General features: G+C 65.8%; 14 protein-coding genes. 5 read left to right on the top strand and 9 right to left on the bottom strand.

Features of this window, described 5'->3' with window-relative positions; translation table 11 throughout:
- The first annotated feature begins 3 nt into the window (after positions 1–3).
- Genes iolC through iolB form a run of 4 tightly spaced genes read left to right on the top strand, consistent with a single transcriptional unit; the run spans position 4 to position 5,744 of the window.
- Complete coding sequence (iolC, locus tag B0G82_RS11835; protein ID WP_121307473.1) at positions 4–2,049, top strand: 5-dehydro-2-deoxygluconokinase; 2,046 nt, start codon at positions 4–6, stop codon at positions 2,047–2,049.
- Complete coding sequence (iolD, locus tag B0G82_RS11830) at positions 2,046–4,019, top strand: 3D-(3,5/4)-trihydroxycyclohexane-1,2-dione acylhydrolase (decyclizing) (RefSeq protein WP_121307472.1); 1,974 nt, start codon at positions 2,046–2,048, stop codon at positions 4,017–4,019. The genes iolC and iolD overlap by 4 nt, the downstream gene beginning before the upstream one ends.
- A 10-nt stretch (positions 4,020–4,029) precedes the next feature.
- Entirely contained in the window at positions 4,030–4,947 is a 918-nt protein-coding gene (gene iolE / locus B0G82_RS11825; protein ID WP_121307471.1) for a myo-inosose-2 dehydratase, read from the top strand.
- Positions 4,944–5,744 carry a 5-deoxy-glucuronate isomerase gene (gene iolB, locus B0G82_RS11820; RefSeq protein WP_121307470.1) on the top strand — a complete coding sequence of 267 codons (801 nt, stop codon included), beginning with the start codon at positions 4,944–4,946 and terminating at the stop codon, positions 5,742–5,744. Before iolE ends, iolB begins: the two co-directional genes overlap by 4 nt.
- 41 nt (positions 5,745–5,785) lie before the next feature.
- On the opposite strand, the gene B0G82_RS11815 is transcribed toward iolB, so the two are convergent.
- The 9 genes from B0G82_RS11815 to B0G82_RS11775 all read right to left on the bottom strand — a co-directional run bounded on the left by B0G82_RS11815 (position 5,786) and on the right by B0G82_RS11775 (position 15,927).
- Complete coding sequence (locus B0G82_RS11815) at positions 5,786–8,143, bottom strand: hypothetical protein (RefSeq protein ID WP_121307469.1); 2,358 nt, start codon at positions 8,141–8,143, stop codon at positions 5,786–5,788.
- 392 nt (positions 8,144–8,535) lie between these two features.
- A complete protein-coding gene (locus tag B0G82_RS11810; RefSeq protein WP_121307468.1) occupies positions 8,536–9,249 on the bottom strand; it encodes an ABC transporter ATP-binding protein in 714 nt (237 codons plus the stop codon).
- Complete coding sequence (locus B0G82_RS11805; RefSeq protein ID WP_121307467.1) at positions 9,246–9,998, bottom strand: ABC transporter ATP-binding protein; 753 nt, start codon at positions 9,996–9,998, stop codon at positions 9,246–9,248. The genes B0G82_RS11810 and B0G82_RS11805 overlap by 4 nt, the downstream gene beginning before the upstream one ends.
- Entirely contained in the window at positions 9,998–11,287 is a 1,290-nt protein-coding gene (locus B0G82_RS11800; RefSeq protein ID WP_121308664.1) for a branched-chain amino acid ABC transporter permease, read from the bottom strand. The genes B0G82_RS11805 and B0G82_RS11800 overlap by 1 nt, the downstream gene beginning before the upstream one ends.
- Complete coding sequence (locus tag B0G82_RS11795) at positions 11,280–12,218, bottom strand: branched-chain amino acid ABC transporter permease (RefSeq protein WP_121307466.1); 939 nt, start codon at positions 12,216–12,218, stop codon at positions 11,280–11,282. Before B0G82_RS11795 ends, B0G82_RS11800 begins: the two co-directional genes overlap by 8 nt.
- Positions 12,219–12,222: 4 nt before the next feature.
- Positions 12,223–12,672: a thioesterase family protein gene (locus B0G82_RS11790; protein WP_121307465.1), complete on the bottom strand. Its 450-nt coding sequence runs from the start codon at positions 12,670–12,672 to the stop codon at positions 12,223–12,225.
- Positions 12,673–12,849: 177 nt separating this feature from the next.
- Complete coding sequence (locus tag B0G82_RS11785) at positions 12,850–13,380, bottom strand: NUDIX domain-containing protein (RefSeq protein WP_121307464.1); 531 nt, start codon at positions 13,378–13,380, stop codon at positions 12,850–12,852.
- 57 nt (positions 13,381–13,437) lie between these two features.
- The gene (locus B0G82_RS11780; protein WP_116139855.1) at positions 13,438–14,469 is read right to left on the bottom strand and encodes a low specificity L-threonine aldolase; all 1,032 of its coding nucleotides are present in this window, start codon (positions 14,467–14,469) and stop codon (positions 13,438–13,440) included.
- A gap of 123 nt (positions 14,470–14,592) precedes the next feature.
- Entirely contained in the window at positions 14,593–15,927 is a 1,335-nt protein-coding gene (locus B0G82_RS11775; protein WP_121307463.1) for a YbfB/YjiJ family MFS transporter, read from the bottom strand.
- Between the two features lie 114 nt (positions 15,928–16,041).
- Between B0G82_RS11775 and B0G82_RS11770 the strand changes: the two genes are divergently transcribed.
- Positions 16,042–16,959, top strand: coding sequence for a LysR substrate-binding domain-containing protein (locus B0G82_RS11770; RefSeq protein ID WP_121307462.1), 918 nt, complete (start codon positions 16,042–16,044; stop codon positions 16,957–16,959).
- Positions 16,960–16,974: the final 15 nt, after the last annotated feature.

Here is a 16,974-nt window from a genome sequence, read left to right as displayed (position 1 = left end):
TTCATGGATCATTCCAGCACATCCAGCGGCATCACGTCCGCCTCGACGCCGGCCAGCGGCAGCCGCTTTGCGCCGGGCCGCAGCCGCGATATTGTCTGCCTCGGTCGCCTCGCTGTCGATCTCTACGCGCAGCAAGTCGGCGCGCGGCTCGAAGACGTGTCGAGCTTCGCGAAGTATCTTGGCGGCTCGTCGGCGAATATCGCCTTCGGCTGCGCGCGGCTCGGCCTCGCGTCGTCGATGCTGGCGCGCGTCGGCAACGATCACATGGGCCGTTTTCTCACCGAGACGCTCACCAAAGAAGGTTGCGACGTCAGCCACGTGCGCATCGATCAGGAGCGTCTGACCGCTCTAGTGCTGCTCGGCCTCAAAGACCGCGATACTTTTCCGTTGATCTTCTATCGCGAGAACTGCGCGGACATGGCAGTCGATGAAGCGGATTTCGACGAAGCCTTCATCGCGTCGTCGAAAGCGCTGTTGATTACCGGGACGCACTTCTCCACCGAGCAGGTGAACCGTACGAGCCGCCGCGCGCTGGACTATGCGCGCCGCAACCAGGTGCGCACCGTGCTCGATGTCGACTATCGCCCGGTGCTGTGGGGCCTCACCGGCAAAGCAGACGGCGAAACCCGCTTCGTCGCGAGCGAGGGCGTCACCGCGCATTTGCAGCGCATTCTGCCGCTGTTCGATCTGGTGATCGGCACCGAAGAGGAATTCCGCATTGCCGGCGGCAAGACCGAATTGGTCGACGCACTCGCGATGGTGCGCGCCGTCACGCCGGCCACGCTGGTGCTGAAACGCGGACCAATGGGCTGCCAGATCATCGACGGCGCGGTGCCCGCCTCGCTCGACGATCTGCCGATTCACGGCGGCGTGGAAGTCGAAGTGCTCAACGTACTCGGCGCGGGCGATGCGTTCGCCTCGGGTTTCCTCTCCGGATGGCTGCGCGATCAACCGCTGGAAGCGTGCGCGCGCATTGCAAACGCGAGCGGCGCGCTGGTCGTCTCGCGTCACGGCTGCGCGCCGGCCATGCCCACGCCCGCCGAACTCGACTATTTCCTGCGCGAAGCGAAAGCCGATCCGCAGCGCATGCGCCGCCCGGATCGCGACGCAACGCTCGCGCGGCTGCATCGCGTCTCGCCGGCCCGCAAACAATGGGACGAAGTGCTTGGTTTCGCCTTCGACCATCGCAACCAGTTCTTCGAACTCGCGCAGCAAACGGGCGCCGACGAAGCGCGCATCGCGCGTCTGAAGGGTCTGTTCGTCGAAGCCGTCGCGCAAACCGAAAGCGCGTTGGGGTTGCAGAACCGCATTGGCGTGCTGATCGACGACCGTTATGGTCAGGACGCGCTGAACGCCGCCACCGGCCGCGGCTGGTGGATCGGCCGGCCGGTGGAATTGCCGGGCTCGGTGCCGCTCGTGTTCGATCATGGCCGTTCGATCGGCACCACGCTGATTCCGTGGCCGCAGGAACATATCGTCAAGTGCCTCGTGCAGTTCCATCCGGACGAGCCCATCGAGCAGCGTCTCGAACAGGAAGCGCAACTGCGCGCGCTCTTTGACGCGACGCAAGCAAGCGGCCATGAATTGCTGCTCGAAGTGATTCCGCCGAAACACGCGCAACTGCCGCAAGCGCCCGACACCGTGTATCGCGCGTTAAAGCGCCTGTACAACATCGGCATCTATCCCGAGTGGTGGAAGCTCGAACCGATGGACGCCGCGCAGTGGCGCAACGTCGACGCGTTGATCGCCGAGCGCGATCCGTACTGTCGCGGCGTGGTGCTGCTCGGTTTGTCGGCGGCCGTCGAGCAGTTGGACGAAGGCTTTCGCGCGGCGGCGCAATCGGCGACGTGCCGTGGCTTCACGGTCGGACGCACGATCTTCCACGAGCCGAGTCATGCGTGGCTCGCCGGAGAAATCGGCGACGACGAATTGATCGCGCGCGTACGCCGCACCTTCGAAACACTGATTGCTTCGTGGCGTGCAACGCGTGGCGCATGCGCCGCGCAGCCCAGCGCGCCGAACCCTGTCCAACAGGAGCAAGCCGCATGAATCAGCGCGTATTGCATCACGACGCGGCGTCCGCCAACGACGCCAGCCACGCTGGCACGCGCCCGGGTGGCACGGTGCGCCTGACGACCGCGCAGGCCTTGGTCCGCTATCTCGCCGCGCAACGCGTCGCGACTGAAGACGGCGAAGGCACCGAGCCGCTGTTCGGCGGCGTGTTCGCGATCTTCGGCCATGGCAACGTGGCGGGGATCGGCGAAGCGCTGTATCAGCACCGCGACGAACTGCCGACCCTGCGCGCCCACAACGAACAGGCGATGGCGCACAGCGGGATCGCCTATGCGAAGGCGCATTTCCGCCGCCGCATGATGGCCGTCACGACGTCGATCGGACCGGGCGCCACCAACCTCGTGACCGCGGCGGCGCTCGCCCATGTGAACCGTTTGCCGGTGCTGCTGTTGCCCGGCGACATCTTCATCTCGCGCGCCCCCGATCCCGTCTTGCAGCAGGTCGAAGACTTCCACGACGGCGGCGTCTCCGCCAATGACGCGCTCAAGCCCGTGTCGCGCTACTTCGACCGTATCGTGCATCCCGCGCAATTGCTGAGTGCGTTGCCGCGCGCGGTGCGCGTGCTGACCGACGCCGCCTTGTGCGGGCCCGTCACGCTCGCGTTGCCGCAAGACGTGCAAGCGCAGGCTTGGGATTTCCCGGTCGACTTCTTCAAGCCGCGCGTCGTCACGTTTTATTCGCCCGCACCGCGCGTCGACGAAATTGAAGCCGCTATCGCGCGTCTGCGTCATGCCAAGCGGCCGCTGATCGTCGCGGGCGGCGGCGTGCTCTATGGCCGCGCAAGCGACGCGCTGCACCGCTTCGCGACCGCGCACGGCATTCCAGTGGCGGAAACCCAGGCTGGCAAAGGCTCGCTCGCGTGGAACGATCCGCTGAACGCGGGCGCGCTGGGCGTGACGGGCTCGCCCGCCGCGAACGCGCTCGCGCACGACGCCGATTGCGTGCTGGCCATCGGCACGCGTTTGCAGGACTTCACCACCGGCTCCAACACCTTGTTCTCGCAAGCCGACGTGATCGCCATCAACGCCAATGCGTTCGACGGTCTCAAGCATCGCGCGCAAGTGGTCGAAGCCGACGCGCGTCTCGCGCTCGAAGCGCTCGCCGAACCGCTGCAAGGCTGGCACGCGGATCGCGCGTGGACCACGCGCGCGCACAAACTCGCGGCAAGCTGGCGCGATACGGTGGGCACGCTCACGCATGCGCCGCAGCGCGATGCCGTGCTGCCTTACGAGGGCGATGTGATCGGCGCCGTGCAGCGTTCGAGCGCCAGTTCACCCGCGAACGATATCGTCGTCTGCGCGGCCGGCACCCTGCCCGCCGAATTGCACAAGCTGTGGCGCGCCGGCAAACCGGGCGCGTATCACGTCGAGTACGGCTACTCGTGCATGGGCTATGAGATTGCCGGCGGACTGGGCGTGAAGCTCGCGCGGCCCGCGCGTGAAGTGATCGTGATGGTCGGCGACGGCAGCTATCTGATGATGAACAGCGAGATCGCCACCTCGGTGATGATCGGCGCGAAGCTGATCGTCGTAGTGCTCGACAATCGCGGCTATGGCTGCATCAACCGCTTGCAGCAGGCGTGCGGCGGTGCGCCGTTCAACAACCTGCTGGAGAACTGCATGCAAGGCCCGCTCGGCGCGCCGCAGATCGATTTCGCCGCGCATGCGCGTGCGCTTGGCGCGCAAGCCGAACATGCGGCGAATGTCGCTGAACTCGAAGCTGCTTTGGTACGCGCCCGCGCGGCGGATCGCACTTACGTCATCAGCATCGATACCGATCCCGCTCGCACTACCGACGACGGCGGCTGGTGGTGGGAAGTGGCCGTGCCGGAGGTCTCGCCGCGCCCCGCCGTGCGCGACGCGCGCGCGAAATACGAAACGCAACTCGCGGCCCGCGCCGAACCGGCCGGCTCCGCGCAAAACACCGGCTCCGCCGACAACGAATGAGGACGCCCGCATGACTGCTTTCGACGTACGTATCGGCATCAATCCGCTTTCGTGGATGAACGACGATCTGCCTTCGCTCGGCGGCGAAACGCCGCTCGAAGTGGCGCTGACGGAAGGCCGCCAGATCGGCTATCAAGGCTTCGAACTCGGCAACAAGTTTCCGCGCGAGCCTCAGGCGTTGAAGACGCTGCTTGCACAGTACGATCTCGCGCTGGTCTCCGGCTGGTATTCCGGACGCCTCGCGCGACGCAGCGTCGAGGAAGAAATCGCGGAAGTCGACCCGCATCTGGAATTGCTCGCGCAAAACGGCGCGACGGCGATGGTGTACGGCGAGGTCGCCGATTCGATTCAGGGCGCAGCGCAACCACTTTACCAACGCCCGCGTTTTTTCAGCGAGAAGCAATGGGCCGAATACGCGGCACGTGTCGATGAATTCGCGCGTTATACACTGAGCCGCGGCGTGCGGCTCGCCTACCATCACCATATGGGCGCTTATGTCGAAACACCGGCCGACGTCGATCAACTGATGGCACGCACCAGCGACGCTGTCGGCCTGCTGTTCGACGCGGGGCACATCACGTTTGCCGGCGGCGATCCGCTCGCCGTGCTCGACAAACATATCGGGCGCGTTTGCCACGTACACTGCAAGGACGTGCGCCCCGCCGTCATGAAGCTCGCGCGCAATCGCAACTGGAGTTTTCTGGACGCGGTCATCGCCGGCGCCTTCACGGTGCCGGGCGACGGCGCGGTGAATTTCCCCGCGATCATCGAGCGCCTGAAGCGGCACGGTTATTGCGGCTGGCTCGTGGTGGAAGCCGAACAGGATCCGGTCGTGGCGCCATCGTTCGAGTATGCGCAGAAAGGCTACAAGACATTGCGCGCGCTGGTCGATGCGCCGCTCGACCGCACAGAACAGGAGGCAGCATGAGTTTATTGGTGAAGGCGCAGCGCGAAGGCCAGACAATCGCGCGAGTAACACCGGAGTCGGCGTGCTGGCGTTATGTCGGTTTTGCCGCTTACCGGCTGGGCGAAAACGAAGTCGCGCACGTGTTCGAACCATCGCGTGAAGTGTGCATCGTCGTGCTCACGGGCGCAGTGGATATCGAAACGGCGGACACCAAATGGAGTTCGCTGGGTTCGCGCGACAGTGTCTTCGAAGACGCCGCGCCGTATGCGGTCTATCTACCGCCGAATGTGCGGATCACGGTACGCGCTTGCCGCGATGCCGAGATCGGCGTGGCGAGCGCACCGGCCAAAGGCGAATTACCGGCGCGGCTGATCGAGCCGGGTTCGATGAAACGCTCGACACGCGGCAAAGGGCTGAATACGCGATACGTATGCGACATTCTTCCGCAGACCGAGCCGGCGGAGTCGCTGCTGGTGGTGGAAGTCAGGACGCCTGGCGGACACGCTTCGAGCTACCCGCCGCACAAGCACGACACCGACAATGTCCCGCACGAGAGCTCACTTGAAGAGACTTACTATCACCGGCTCGATCCGCCGCAAGGATTTGCGTTTCAACGCGTGTACACCGACATGCGCGATATCGACGAGTCCATGGCCGTCGAGAATCACGACGTCGTGATGGTGCCGCGCGGCTATCATCCGGTGATCGTGCCGTATGGGTACGACTCGTACTATCTGAACGTGATGGCGGGCGGGCAGCGAGTCTGGCATTTCCGCAACGACCCGGCGCACGAATGGATCATCAATAAGGACGCTTGATGTAGCAGCCCGCGCGGCGCTTACTACAGGTGCCCCGCAGGCTATTTTCTAACGGCCAGATCGACGTCCAGGCCGCCGTCTTCGCCCATCTTCACCGTTCCCTTCGACACGTCCTTGCGATAAGCGTACAGATCGAACTTCATCACGCCGGGGTTCGAACTGTCCTTGATGAAGGTGCGCGTATTCGTCACCAGCGAGTTGAACATCTTCACGTCGCCGGATTCGATCCAGACGAAGCTCTTGCCCGCGCCCGCAGGCGGCCTCGCGGCGACGACGTTGCCGTCGCGCTTGAACTTCAGCACGAGACCTTCGTCGGTGACCGTCGCGCTGGCGAGACGCCCTTGCAAAACCGGCGGCGGAAACACGGTGTACTGATCGAACACCAGCTCGCTGCCCTTCAGCGCAACGCCCTTGCGCGTGAACGGCGTGAGCGAGGCGAGCGGAATATCCAACGCGCGCAGCAAGCCGGCCTGCGGCACACCGAGCACCTTCACCGAGGTCGGCTCATACACGAGATGCCGCTCATCTCTGGCGACGATCGTGCCGCTCATCGTGGTCGGCAGCCAGACACCGGGAAAGTGATTCCATAACTTGATGCCGCCGCTCACTTCCAGCTTGCCGTCCACGGGTTTCAACTGCAAATCGTTGAGCGAGCGCGGCTCGTAGTCGAGCAGATAGTCGTTGAAAAGCGCCGCCATCGCGGGCCACGGCTCCACGACCTCGCCGCCGATGATACGGATATCGTACTGATCGGGATCGTCCAGATCGACCGGTTGTCCTGGTTTTTTCGGCACCATCTGCGCGTCCAGCGTACGCACGTGAAAACCGATGCGCCCCGACACGTAGAAGTCGACATTCTCGACGTGAATCAGCGGTGCGGGTCCCGACGAATGACGCTCGTCGCTCAAAGCCGAACCCGGCGTCGCCATGCTCTGCCTCGCGAATGCCGCGCGCGTGCCGACCGGAATCGCACGCGCCACCGACGCGGTCCGCACCGTCTGCGGCGCGTGTTGCCAGACGAGCCGCGCCTGCGCGAGCGCGGCCTGCTGCACGCGAATGAAGCTGTCGTTAAAGCGCGCACTCGGGCTGCCGGTTTGCAGAGGCGTGTCTTTGTCCGCGCCGGCTAGCGTCGTATATGACGGCAGATGCACGTCCAGCGCGCCCGCTTCGTCGAAGGTGAAATAGCCCGCCGCCATCTGCTCGCGATAGTGGTACAAGTCCAGCACGAAGGGCCCTGTACCGTCGACCGGCGTGAGCGCCATGTCGATGTTCATCGGCATCGAGCGCATGAATTTTACGTCGCCGCCCTGCACCAGCATGCCGCGTGCGGGCATCGTCGCGGGCCAGACGATGCCCGGCACGGTACGGTCGTCGAGCGTGAAGCGTACGCCTGCCGCACTCGTTTCAATCTGCGTGATCGTCATACGCAACGCGGGCGGCGGCGTCAGTCTGGCCACCTGCATCACGACATCGTCGCCGTCCAGACGCGCGATCGGCGTGTCCACTTTCAGCAGGTCTGCCATCTTCACGTGCGCGGCATGCATCAACTTGTCGGCGCCGACGCCGGCCACTTCGACGTGATCGGCGTGAAAGACGAGTTCGTCGGCATCGCGCATGGACAGCGATCCGCTCAACACGATCGGCACCCACGTCTCACGATGCATTTCGCCGGTGATGCGCAGATTGCCGCCGTCCTGCGGCACGACGCGCATGTTGCGCAGCGGCGAGCCCTGATACTGGAACAGGTAACGGTTGAAGATTGCCGTGAGCTTCGCCATGTCGAGCGTTACATGGCCGCGGTGGACGTTGATCGTCACGCTGGTCGGATCGTCGAATACGATCGGCTGGCCGGGCCGCGCCGGGCTCAGCGTCGCCGCCATGTCGTGAATCATGAAGCCGATATCGCCGGTCACGCGAAAGTCGACGTCGCGCGCGAACATCAGCGAGCCGTCGATGCCGGAATCGCGCAGCGTTAGCGGACGGCTGCGTTTCTCGCTCATCCCGCTCGCCGAGGGCACGCGCGCGGCGACGCTTTGCTCCGCGGCCAGTTGTCTGGCCTTGGCGAGTTCGAGTGAGGGGCGCGTCGACGAAGCAGGTTGAGCGGCGAGCGCGGCGTCCGGCGCTGTAGTGGCATTCGCGCGGCGGTCAGCGGTTCCGGCTTCGTTGCTTGACGCACCGGCTGTCGTGTTCGCGGGATTCGGCGTTGCGGAGGCCGCGTCGCCGGTTGTCGAACTGGCGTCGGCGCAGGCGGACATTAGCAGCGCGGCCGTCAACAAGGCCGTGCTCACGCAGATCGGCGTATACCACCGCGCGTGCTTCGACTTCAGATCTTTCAGCGAGTACGTCAAGTTCTGCACATCGTTCGCCGACGCCACATGCAATGCGCGTCTCCGTCTCATGATGTCTCCTCCTGAAGCCGCGATGCGCCTCTCGCGCGCCGGGCACGACATGGTTCGTCGCGCATACGGCGGCTTTAAACGGCAAGCCGCCGTCGCACGTCTTTTACCCCATTGTCTTTATTTGTCGGCGCGCTGCCGACAAGATTTCTGGAGGACGCTCACCAAACGATCAAGCGTTTGAATCGCTGCGGCGGGCGAGCGGAGAACCGCGTGCACGTGGCGTGAGCGGCGCGTGGACAAATGGGATTCAAACGGCACGATTGGCGCGATCGGAGCGCTCTGCGCGGATCAAACGACTCGTTCGACGCGAGAGGCATTCGGCAAGAACAGCGCAACGGTCACTCATCACGGTGCGGCGCCGCAATAAAGCGCCGCCAGCGGACGTGGATCCCTCAACCGACGCCGAGCCATTCCCGCATCACGTCCGCCCGCTGCAAGAACGACACGAGCGCGCCGTCGAACACGATTTCGCCGTGCCCCATCACCGCGACGCGGCTGGCGACGTCCTGCGCGATCACGAGACGCTGCTCGATCAGCAGCATCGCCACGCCGCGATCACGCAAGGTCCGCAAGCATCGCGCGACCTGCTCCATCACGAGGCTCGCGAGACCCTCGCCGGGTTCGTCGATGACGAGCAGATCGGGGTCGCCGAGCAGCGCGCGAGCGAGCGTCAGCATCTGCTGCTCGCCGCCCGAGAGCGCGCCCGCGCGCGTGCGCTTTCGTTCGTGCAGCACGGGAAAAAGCGCGTACGCGTCGTCGAAGGTGAAGCGCGGCGCGCGGCCGCGATCCCGTGGCGCGACGCCGAGTTGCAGATTCTCGTGCACGCTCAGCGTCGGGAAAACGTCACGATGTTCCGGTACGTAGCCGAGCCCGAGACGCGCGATCTCGAAGGTACGCAGACCGCCGAGCGGGCGGCCCGCGAAACGCAACTCGCCTTCGGTACGCACGAGGCCCATGATCGCGCGTGCAAGCGTCGAGCGGCCCGAGCCGTTACGGCCGACCAGCGCCAGCACTTCGCCCGCTTCGATACTGAGCGTGACGCCGTGCAGCGCCTGGCTCGCGCCGTACCACGCGTTCAGCGCGCGAATCTCGAGCAACGCGCTCATGTGCCGAACCCTTCGCCGAGATAGGCGGCGCGCACGGTCTCGTCGGCGCGGATCGCCGCCGGCGTGCCGCTCGCAATGATGCGTCCTTGCACGAGCACCGAAATGCGATCGGCGATCGCGAAGACCGCGTCCATGTCGTGCTCGACCATCAGCAGCGTGCGGCCCGCCGTGGTCTCGCGAATCAGTTCGACCGTGCGCGCCGCTTCCGCGCGATTCATGCCAGCAGTCGGTTCGTCGAGCAGCAAGGTATGCGCGCCGCCCGCGAGCGCGATGCCGAGATCGAGCGCGCGCTGCTCGGCATAGCTGAGCGTGCCGGCCTGAACGTGGCGGCGCTCGCTCAGGCCCACCGCGTCGAGCACGTGTGCGGCGCGCGCGTCGACCGTTGGCGAGCCGCTGAAACGCTGCCACCAGCGTGCGCGGTCACGTTCAGCCAGCATCGCCGCGCAGCGCAGGTTGTCGAACACGCTGAGCCGCGTGAACACGCTGGTGCTCTGGAAGCTGCGCGCCAATCCGCGACGCGTGATCGCGGCCGGCGCGAGCCGGGTGATCTCGGCGCCGAACAGATCGATGCGCCCCGCGTTCGGCCGCGCGCCGCCGGCGATCAGATTGAAGAGCGTCGACTTGCCCGCGCCGTTCGGACCGATCAGCGCGTGGCGCTCGCCGGGTTGGATCGCGAGATCGACGCCGCGCAGAATCCGCGTCGAGCCGAAGCGTTTTTCGATGCCGTAGAGCGCGAGCGCGGGGATCATCACGAGGCTCCGGCGGTGGGTGTAACGCTTGAGCGCGGGCTCATGAGCAACGCTTGAGCGCGCCTCGCGTAATGCGCGGCCAGTGCTCCCAGCGTGGCCAGCACAAAGACCATGGCGCCGAAGTAAAGCGGCGACGCGATGATCCACGACGGCAAGCCCGGCACATCGAACGCCGCGCCGTCGCTCGCGCCGAATTGCGCCGCGTAGGCCCATTGCACGGCAAGCACGACGGCCACGGTCCACAACAATGCGGCGGCCGTGCCCCACCAATACGTAGCAGCGCAGCGGCGCCAGCCGTGCACGGCGACTCGCGCCATGAAACGCTGCGCGAAGCCCGCCAATCCATCGGGCGACATCGCCACGACCACGATGAAGAACAGTCCCAGATAGAACAGCCAGGCGCGCGTGACGATCGCCACCGCGACGCTGAAAAACGTCAGAACGACCGCGCCCGCGACCGGCCCGAAAAACGCCGCCGTGCCGCCGATCACCGTCGCGATCAACACCGCGCCCGAGCGCATCATGCCGACGCTTTCCGTCGACACCAGTTCCACATTGATCAGCGCCAGCGTCCCCGCGATACCCGCAAAAAACGCTGACATCACCACGACGCCATGGCGAATGCGACGCGGATAGCAGCCGATGGCCGCGGCCCGCACGGGGTTGTCACGCACGGCATTGGCAAGGCGCATGAAAGGCGTGCGCGAAAGCGCGAACATCGCCGCGCACGCGAGCAGGCACCACACGGCAATCAGCGCATACGCCTCGCGCGCCGGGCCGAAGCTCCAGCTTCCCAGCGGCACGCCGCTCGCGCGATCGATCGCCACGCCCGCCTCGCCGCCGAACCAGTCAGGCAGCGTCCACGCCGCGGCCGCGACGAGTTCGCCGAGACCGAGCGTGATCATCGCGAAGGCCGTGCCGGCGCGCCGCGTTGAAATAAAGCCGAACGGCACGCCGCACAGCGCGCCGCCAATTCCGCCGACCAGCGGCAGCAGCGCGAGCGGCACACCGATCCGGTTGAACACCTGCGCGGCCGCCAGCGCGCCCAATCCCGAGTAAGCGGCATGGCCGAACGACAGCAGCCCCGTCTCGCCGAGCAGCAGGTTGTATGAAAGCGCGAACACGATCATCGTTGCGGTCTGCGCGAGATAGGCGAGCAGCCAGCTTTGCGGCCAGATGAAGGGCGGCACGGCGAGGAACAAAACCAGCGCAAGCCACGGCGCGAGCACGCGCCACAGCGCACGCGGCGCGCTCGCGGACAGCGCCGATGATTCGTTGGCCTCACGCATGATCGTCGCGCCGTCCGAGCAGGCCACGCGGGCGCAACGCGAGCATCGCCACCAGCAGCAGATACGGAATCAGCGGCGCGAGTTGCGCGAGCGTCAGCGCGTCCCATTCGACGGGCAGCGTTGCGTCGAAAATCGACAGGACGTCGCCCAGCGACACATTGCTCGCCACAGCCAGCGTCTGCACGCAACCGACCAGCAGCGACGCTGCCAGCGCGCCCGTCAGCGAACCCAGCCCGCCGATCACGACCACCACGAACACGATCGAGCCGAGCGACTCCGCCATCCCCGGCTCGACCACGAAGAGCGGCGCGCCGATCACGCCGGCCAGCGCGGCGAGCGCCGTGCCGGCCGCGAACACGCCGGTGAACACGCGCGGCACGTCGTGGCCGAGTGCTTCGACGGCGCTCGCGTGCGTGAGCGCGGCGCGCACGATCAGGCCCGCCTTCGATACGCGCAACACCGCGAACAGAACAGCGAGCATGGCGAGCGACACCGCCATCATGAACGCGCGGTAGCGGGCGAACGCCGCGCCGTAGACGGTGAAGAGCGGCCCATCGAGCACGGCGGGCACGGTCGCGGACAGCGGACTCAAGCCCCAGCCGAGCTTGACCAGTTCGCCCAGCAGATACGCAGCGCCGAACGTCAGCAGCAACTCGGCGAGATGCCCCTGCACGCGCACGCGCCGTAACAGCCAACGCTCGAGAGCCGCGCCGATCAGCCCGACGACAAGCGGCGCGACGACTAACGCGCTCCAGAACCCCGCGCGCGCCGCCACCGAAAATCCAACATACGCGCCGAGCATGTAAAAACTCGCATGCGCGAAATTCAGCACGCCGAGCATGCTGAAGATCAGCGTCAGGCCCGCCGACAGCATGAACAGCAGCAGGCCGTAACTGGCGCCGTTGAGCAGATTGATAACGAACGACTGCACGCGCCTAATCCGGCTGTTCCGCGACGCTCAACGGTTCGAGCGCCGCGCGCAATTGCGTGGACAGATTCACCGGGCGCCGTGTGACACGATTCACATACACATGCACGAAGTGTCCTTGCGCGGCGGGTTGGTCCTCGCCTTCCTTGAAGAGGCCGACCTGATAGCGCACGCTCGACGTGCCGAGCCGTGTCACGCGCAGGCCCGCGTCGATCCGCTCGGGGAACGCCAGCGGCGCGAAGTAGTTGCATTGCGTCTCCACTACAAGGCCGATCGTCTCGCCCTGCTCGAAATCGAGCACGCCGGCGCGGATCAGATACTCGTTCACCACGGTGTCGAAGTAGCTGTAGTAGACGACGTTGTTCACATGACCGTAGACGTCGTTATCCATCCATCGGGTCGGAATCGTCAGGAAGTGCGGGTAGGCGCCGCGCGGGGCGGATGCGGGTTTGTTCATGCTGGCGTGGTCGTCTCGGGCGTTATCGTGAACGTTGTGCGACTGCTTGTTTCGTCAATGCGATTCGGTCAGCATGCGCTGCGAGCGCCTTCGCTGACGGCGCGTGATCAGACAGGAGATATGAGCCGTGCCGCGCTACTCGCCCGGCACGGCTCACCGGCGAACTCGTCAACCGGCTCACTGCCCCGGTCTTTCGACGAACTCGAACGGCAGGCCGCGCCGCCGCATCCATTCGCCGAGCGCCTGGCCGGTGCCCGCGCGCCACGGCCGCAATTTGGCCGGCTCGACCAGCCGGTACTCCAGCAATTCCGGCGACAACGCGATCGTGCCGTATGCCTTCACGTGATACGCGATGATCAGTTCGTTCTTGCGCATGAATTCGTACACGCCGATCAGCTCGGCCGTCTCCGCGTGCAGCGAGGTTTCCTCGAACACTTCACGGGCAATGCCCTCTTCCGGCGTCTCGCCGTTTTCGAGGAAGCCCGTGATCAGCGCGAACATGCCCTCCGGCCAGGCGGCGTTGCGCGCCAGCAGAATCTTGCCTTCGTATTCGACGATCGCCGCCACCACCGGCAGCGGGTTGTTCCAATGGACGTAGCCGCACGCCGTATCAGGACAGCTCTGACGGATGCGGCCGCCTTCGTGTGCGGCGTCGGCGCGCTCGGTCAAAGGCGCGGCGCAGCGTGGGCAAAATCGGTAATCGGTCATGGCGAGGAGGACGTCTTGTTGTCGTGTGTGATCGTGTTTGTCGTTAGCTTCTGGTTTTCACGCCGCGCACAACTCGCGCACCTCGGCGGCGAACCGCTCGACCGTTTCCGGCTGCGTATCCCACGCGCACATCAGCCGGCATCCGCCCGCGCCGATGAATTCGTAGAACTTCCAGCCACGCGCGCGCATGGCCTTGGCGGCTTGTGCGGGCAGTTGCGCAAAGACCGCGTTCGATTCTCCGGGGAACATGATGCTCACGCCCGGAATTTCCCGCAACCGCGTTTGCAGCAGTTGCGCCATCGCGTTCGCGTGACGCGCGTTGCGCAGCCACACGTCGTTATCGAGCAAGCCGAGCCACGGCGCGGAAATGAAGCGCATCTTCGAGGCCAGTTGGCCGGCTTGCTTCAGGCGGTACGCGAAATCGTCGGCGAGCGCGCGGTCGAAGAACACCACCGCTTCACCCACCGGCAAGCCGTTCTTGGTGCCGCCGAAGCACAGCACGTCGACGCCCGCGCGCCACGTGATCTCCGACGGATGCACGTCCAGCGCGGCGACCGCGTTGGCGAAACGCGCACCGTCCATATGCACCTTCAGATGACGCCGTTTGGCGATCGCCGCGATCGCCCGCACCTCCTCGACGCTGTAGACCGTGCCGACTTCTGTCGATTGGGTCAGTGTGACGACTTTCGGTTTCGGGTAATGGATGTCGGCGCGGCGCGTGACGACGGCTTCGATCGCATCCGGCGTGAGCTTGCCACCGATGCCCGGCGCGGTCAGCAGCTTCGAGCCGCCCGAGAAGAACTCCGGGCCGCCGCATTCGTCGGTTTCGATGTGCGCGAGTTCGTGGCAGATCACCGAGTGATACGACTGGCACAGCGAAGCGAGCGCCAGTGAATTGGCGGCCGTGCCGTTGAACACGAAGAACACTTCGCAGTCGGTCTGGAACAGCTCGCGCAGGCGGTCGCACACCCGGTTGGTCCAGGAATCGTCGCCGTAGGCTGGTTCGTGGCCGCTGTTGTTGGCGGCGATCAGCGCGTCGAGCGCTTCGGGACAAATGCCGGCGTAGTTGTCGGACGCGAAATGTTGCATGGCGGGCGGCGCGTCCGGCGATGGGCGCGCTGGGATGACGGAAAGCGGACATTTTAGTGCGCGCTGCGGTTATTTGTTTCCGCTCGCTGCAGCGTGGGCAGCAACGCCTTTATCGACGTGCGCTCAGCGGCAGCCGCAATCGGGCATGCGGCCCCGGCCGCGCGGCATGCGCGCGACGACGACCAGCCCGGTCGCGCCCAGCAACAACGCCCCCGCCGCCAGCCACAAGGCCGGTGAAAACGATCCGGTCTGCTCGGCGATCGGCGCGGCAACCAGTGGGCCGACGATCTGACCGACGCCGTAGGCCGCCGTCGCGTAGCCCATCAGGCCGGCAGCGTCGTCGCCACGCAGACGCCGCGCCTCGCGCATCGCGAATAGCGTGATCGCGGTGAACGGCAGGCCGATCAGGATGCTGCCGAATGAGAAGCCGGCCGCCGTCGGCCGCACGATGCCAAGGGCGATGCCGCACGCCTGCAGCACATAGCAGCCGGCCAGCAGCGTGCGGTTGTCCCAATGCACGGGCAAACGCGCGGCAAGCACTGCGCCGACGATCAGCGCCGCGCCGAACATTGGCCAGAACAGGTCGGGCCACGACGAGCCGGGCAATGCGTGACGTGCGATGACGGGCAGGAACGTCGCGGTGATGATGTAGCCGAACCCTGGGATGCCATAGAGGAGGACGAGCCAGAGGGCGTCGGCGTGGTGAGTGGCGTGGGTGGTTGCACCCTGGACTGCGGCGCGTTCAGTCGCGCCGGCCTGGCCGGCGACACGCTGGCTTGTGTTGCCGGCACGCGCCTGATCGCCACTACCGGAACCGACCATGCGAGCGCTTCGAGCTTTTTCTCCGCCGGCGGACGCAGCGCCGAACACCGGCCAGACCACGACCGACAGAATCCCCGCGATCAGCCCGAACCCGATCCATCCGGCGGCGGCACCGTACCCACCTGCCACACTGACCAGCAAGCCGGTGCCGACAATGCCCACGCCCGGCCCCGTATAGATCACCCCGCCCCACCCGTGCGCCCCGATTTCGGCGAGCCGCCGCAGGCCCCACTGGGACGCGAAGACGAACGTCCAGGCACTGACGGCGCCCGCGATAAACCGCACCGCCGCCCAGATCCAGAACTGGCTAGTCACGCCCATCGTCAACGTCAGCAGCACGGTTGCGGCGAGCCCCATGCGCACCATCCGCGCCGGCTCGATCCGCAGCGCCGCGCACGTGACCGCGCCGACGAAATACCCCGCGTAATTGAACGACGCCAGCCAGCCGCCATGCTGAATATCGAGCTGCGGCTGACCGGATCCGCTGCCGTGAAGCATCAGCGGCAAGAGCGGTGTGAATGCAAAGCGCCCGATGCCGAGCGCGACGGCCAGCGTGACCATACAGGCAAGCGCCGCGCGACGGGCGGCGTGGCGTTGGGCGAAGCTGCCGTGCGGGGTGGAGGCGAGGTCGTTCATGGGCGGCGGCAATGAATGCAGTCAACGGGTCGGATGGCGGATATCCATACTAGCTTGACCTTTCAATCACGAAAAATGAATAATTCGGATATCACCCATCGCCTAGAGAGAATCATGGACCTGGCCGCTTTGACCATTTTTCGCGCCGTCGTGCGGGAAAACGGCGTGACGCGCGCTGCCGCCAAGCTCAATCGTGTGCAATCGAACGTTACCACGCGTATCAAGCAGCTCGAGGAGCAATTGGGCACCGACCTGTTCATCCGCGACGGCCGCCGTCTCGTGCTGACGCCCGCCGGCGAAACGCTGCTGCCGTACGCCGAGCGCCTGCTCGCGCTCGCGGATGAAGCGCGTCACGCAGTGCGTGAGGATCGTCCAAGCGGACGGCTGCGTTTGGGCACGATGGAAAGTGTCGCGGCAACGCGTCTTCCCGCCCTGCTCGCGCGTTATCACCAGCAGTGGCCCGCCGTCGCGCTGGAACTCGAGACCGGCACGACCGGCAAGCTGATCGAGCGGGTGCGTGAATTCGAAGTGGACGCGGCGTTGGTGGCGACGCCGTTGGATCCGGCCACGCTCGGCGATTTATTCGAGTCGGTGCCGGTGTTTCGGGAAGAGCTGGTGATGCTGACGCCGCGCGGCCATCGGCCGATTCGCGACGTTCGGGACATTGCGTTGTCCACGCTGATCGCGTTCGAGCGCGGCTGTGCTTACCGGTCTTATATCGAGAAGTGGTATCTGGAGCACGGCGTGAGGCCGGCGCGGGTGCTGGAGCTGGGCTCTTATCACGCGATCGTGGCCTGCGTGGCCGCTGGCGCGGGGGTGGCGGTCGCGCCCCGGTCGGTGCTGAATTTGCAAACCGACGCGAGCAATATCGCGGTGCATGAACTGCCCGATATCGGCGTGATCGAGACGCTGCTGGTGTGGCGGCGCGGACACTTTTCGTCCGCGCTGAACGCGCTGAAGCAGGCGCTGGTGATGCGGCAGGATGCGGTGAATTCAACTGGGATCGCGACCGCCGCGGAAGGCGCGGGCTGATCTTTGGCGGGGGGC

The sequence above is a fragment of the Paraburkholderia sp. BL17N1 genome (assembly GCF_003634175.1).
In the GTDB taxonomy this organism is placed as follows: domain Bacteria; phylum Pseudomonadota; class Gammaproteobacteria; order Burkholderiales; family Burkholderiaceae; genus Paraburkholderia.
This window is presented reverse-complemented; position numbering and strand designations above follow the sequence as displayed.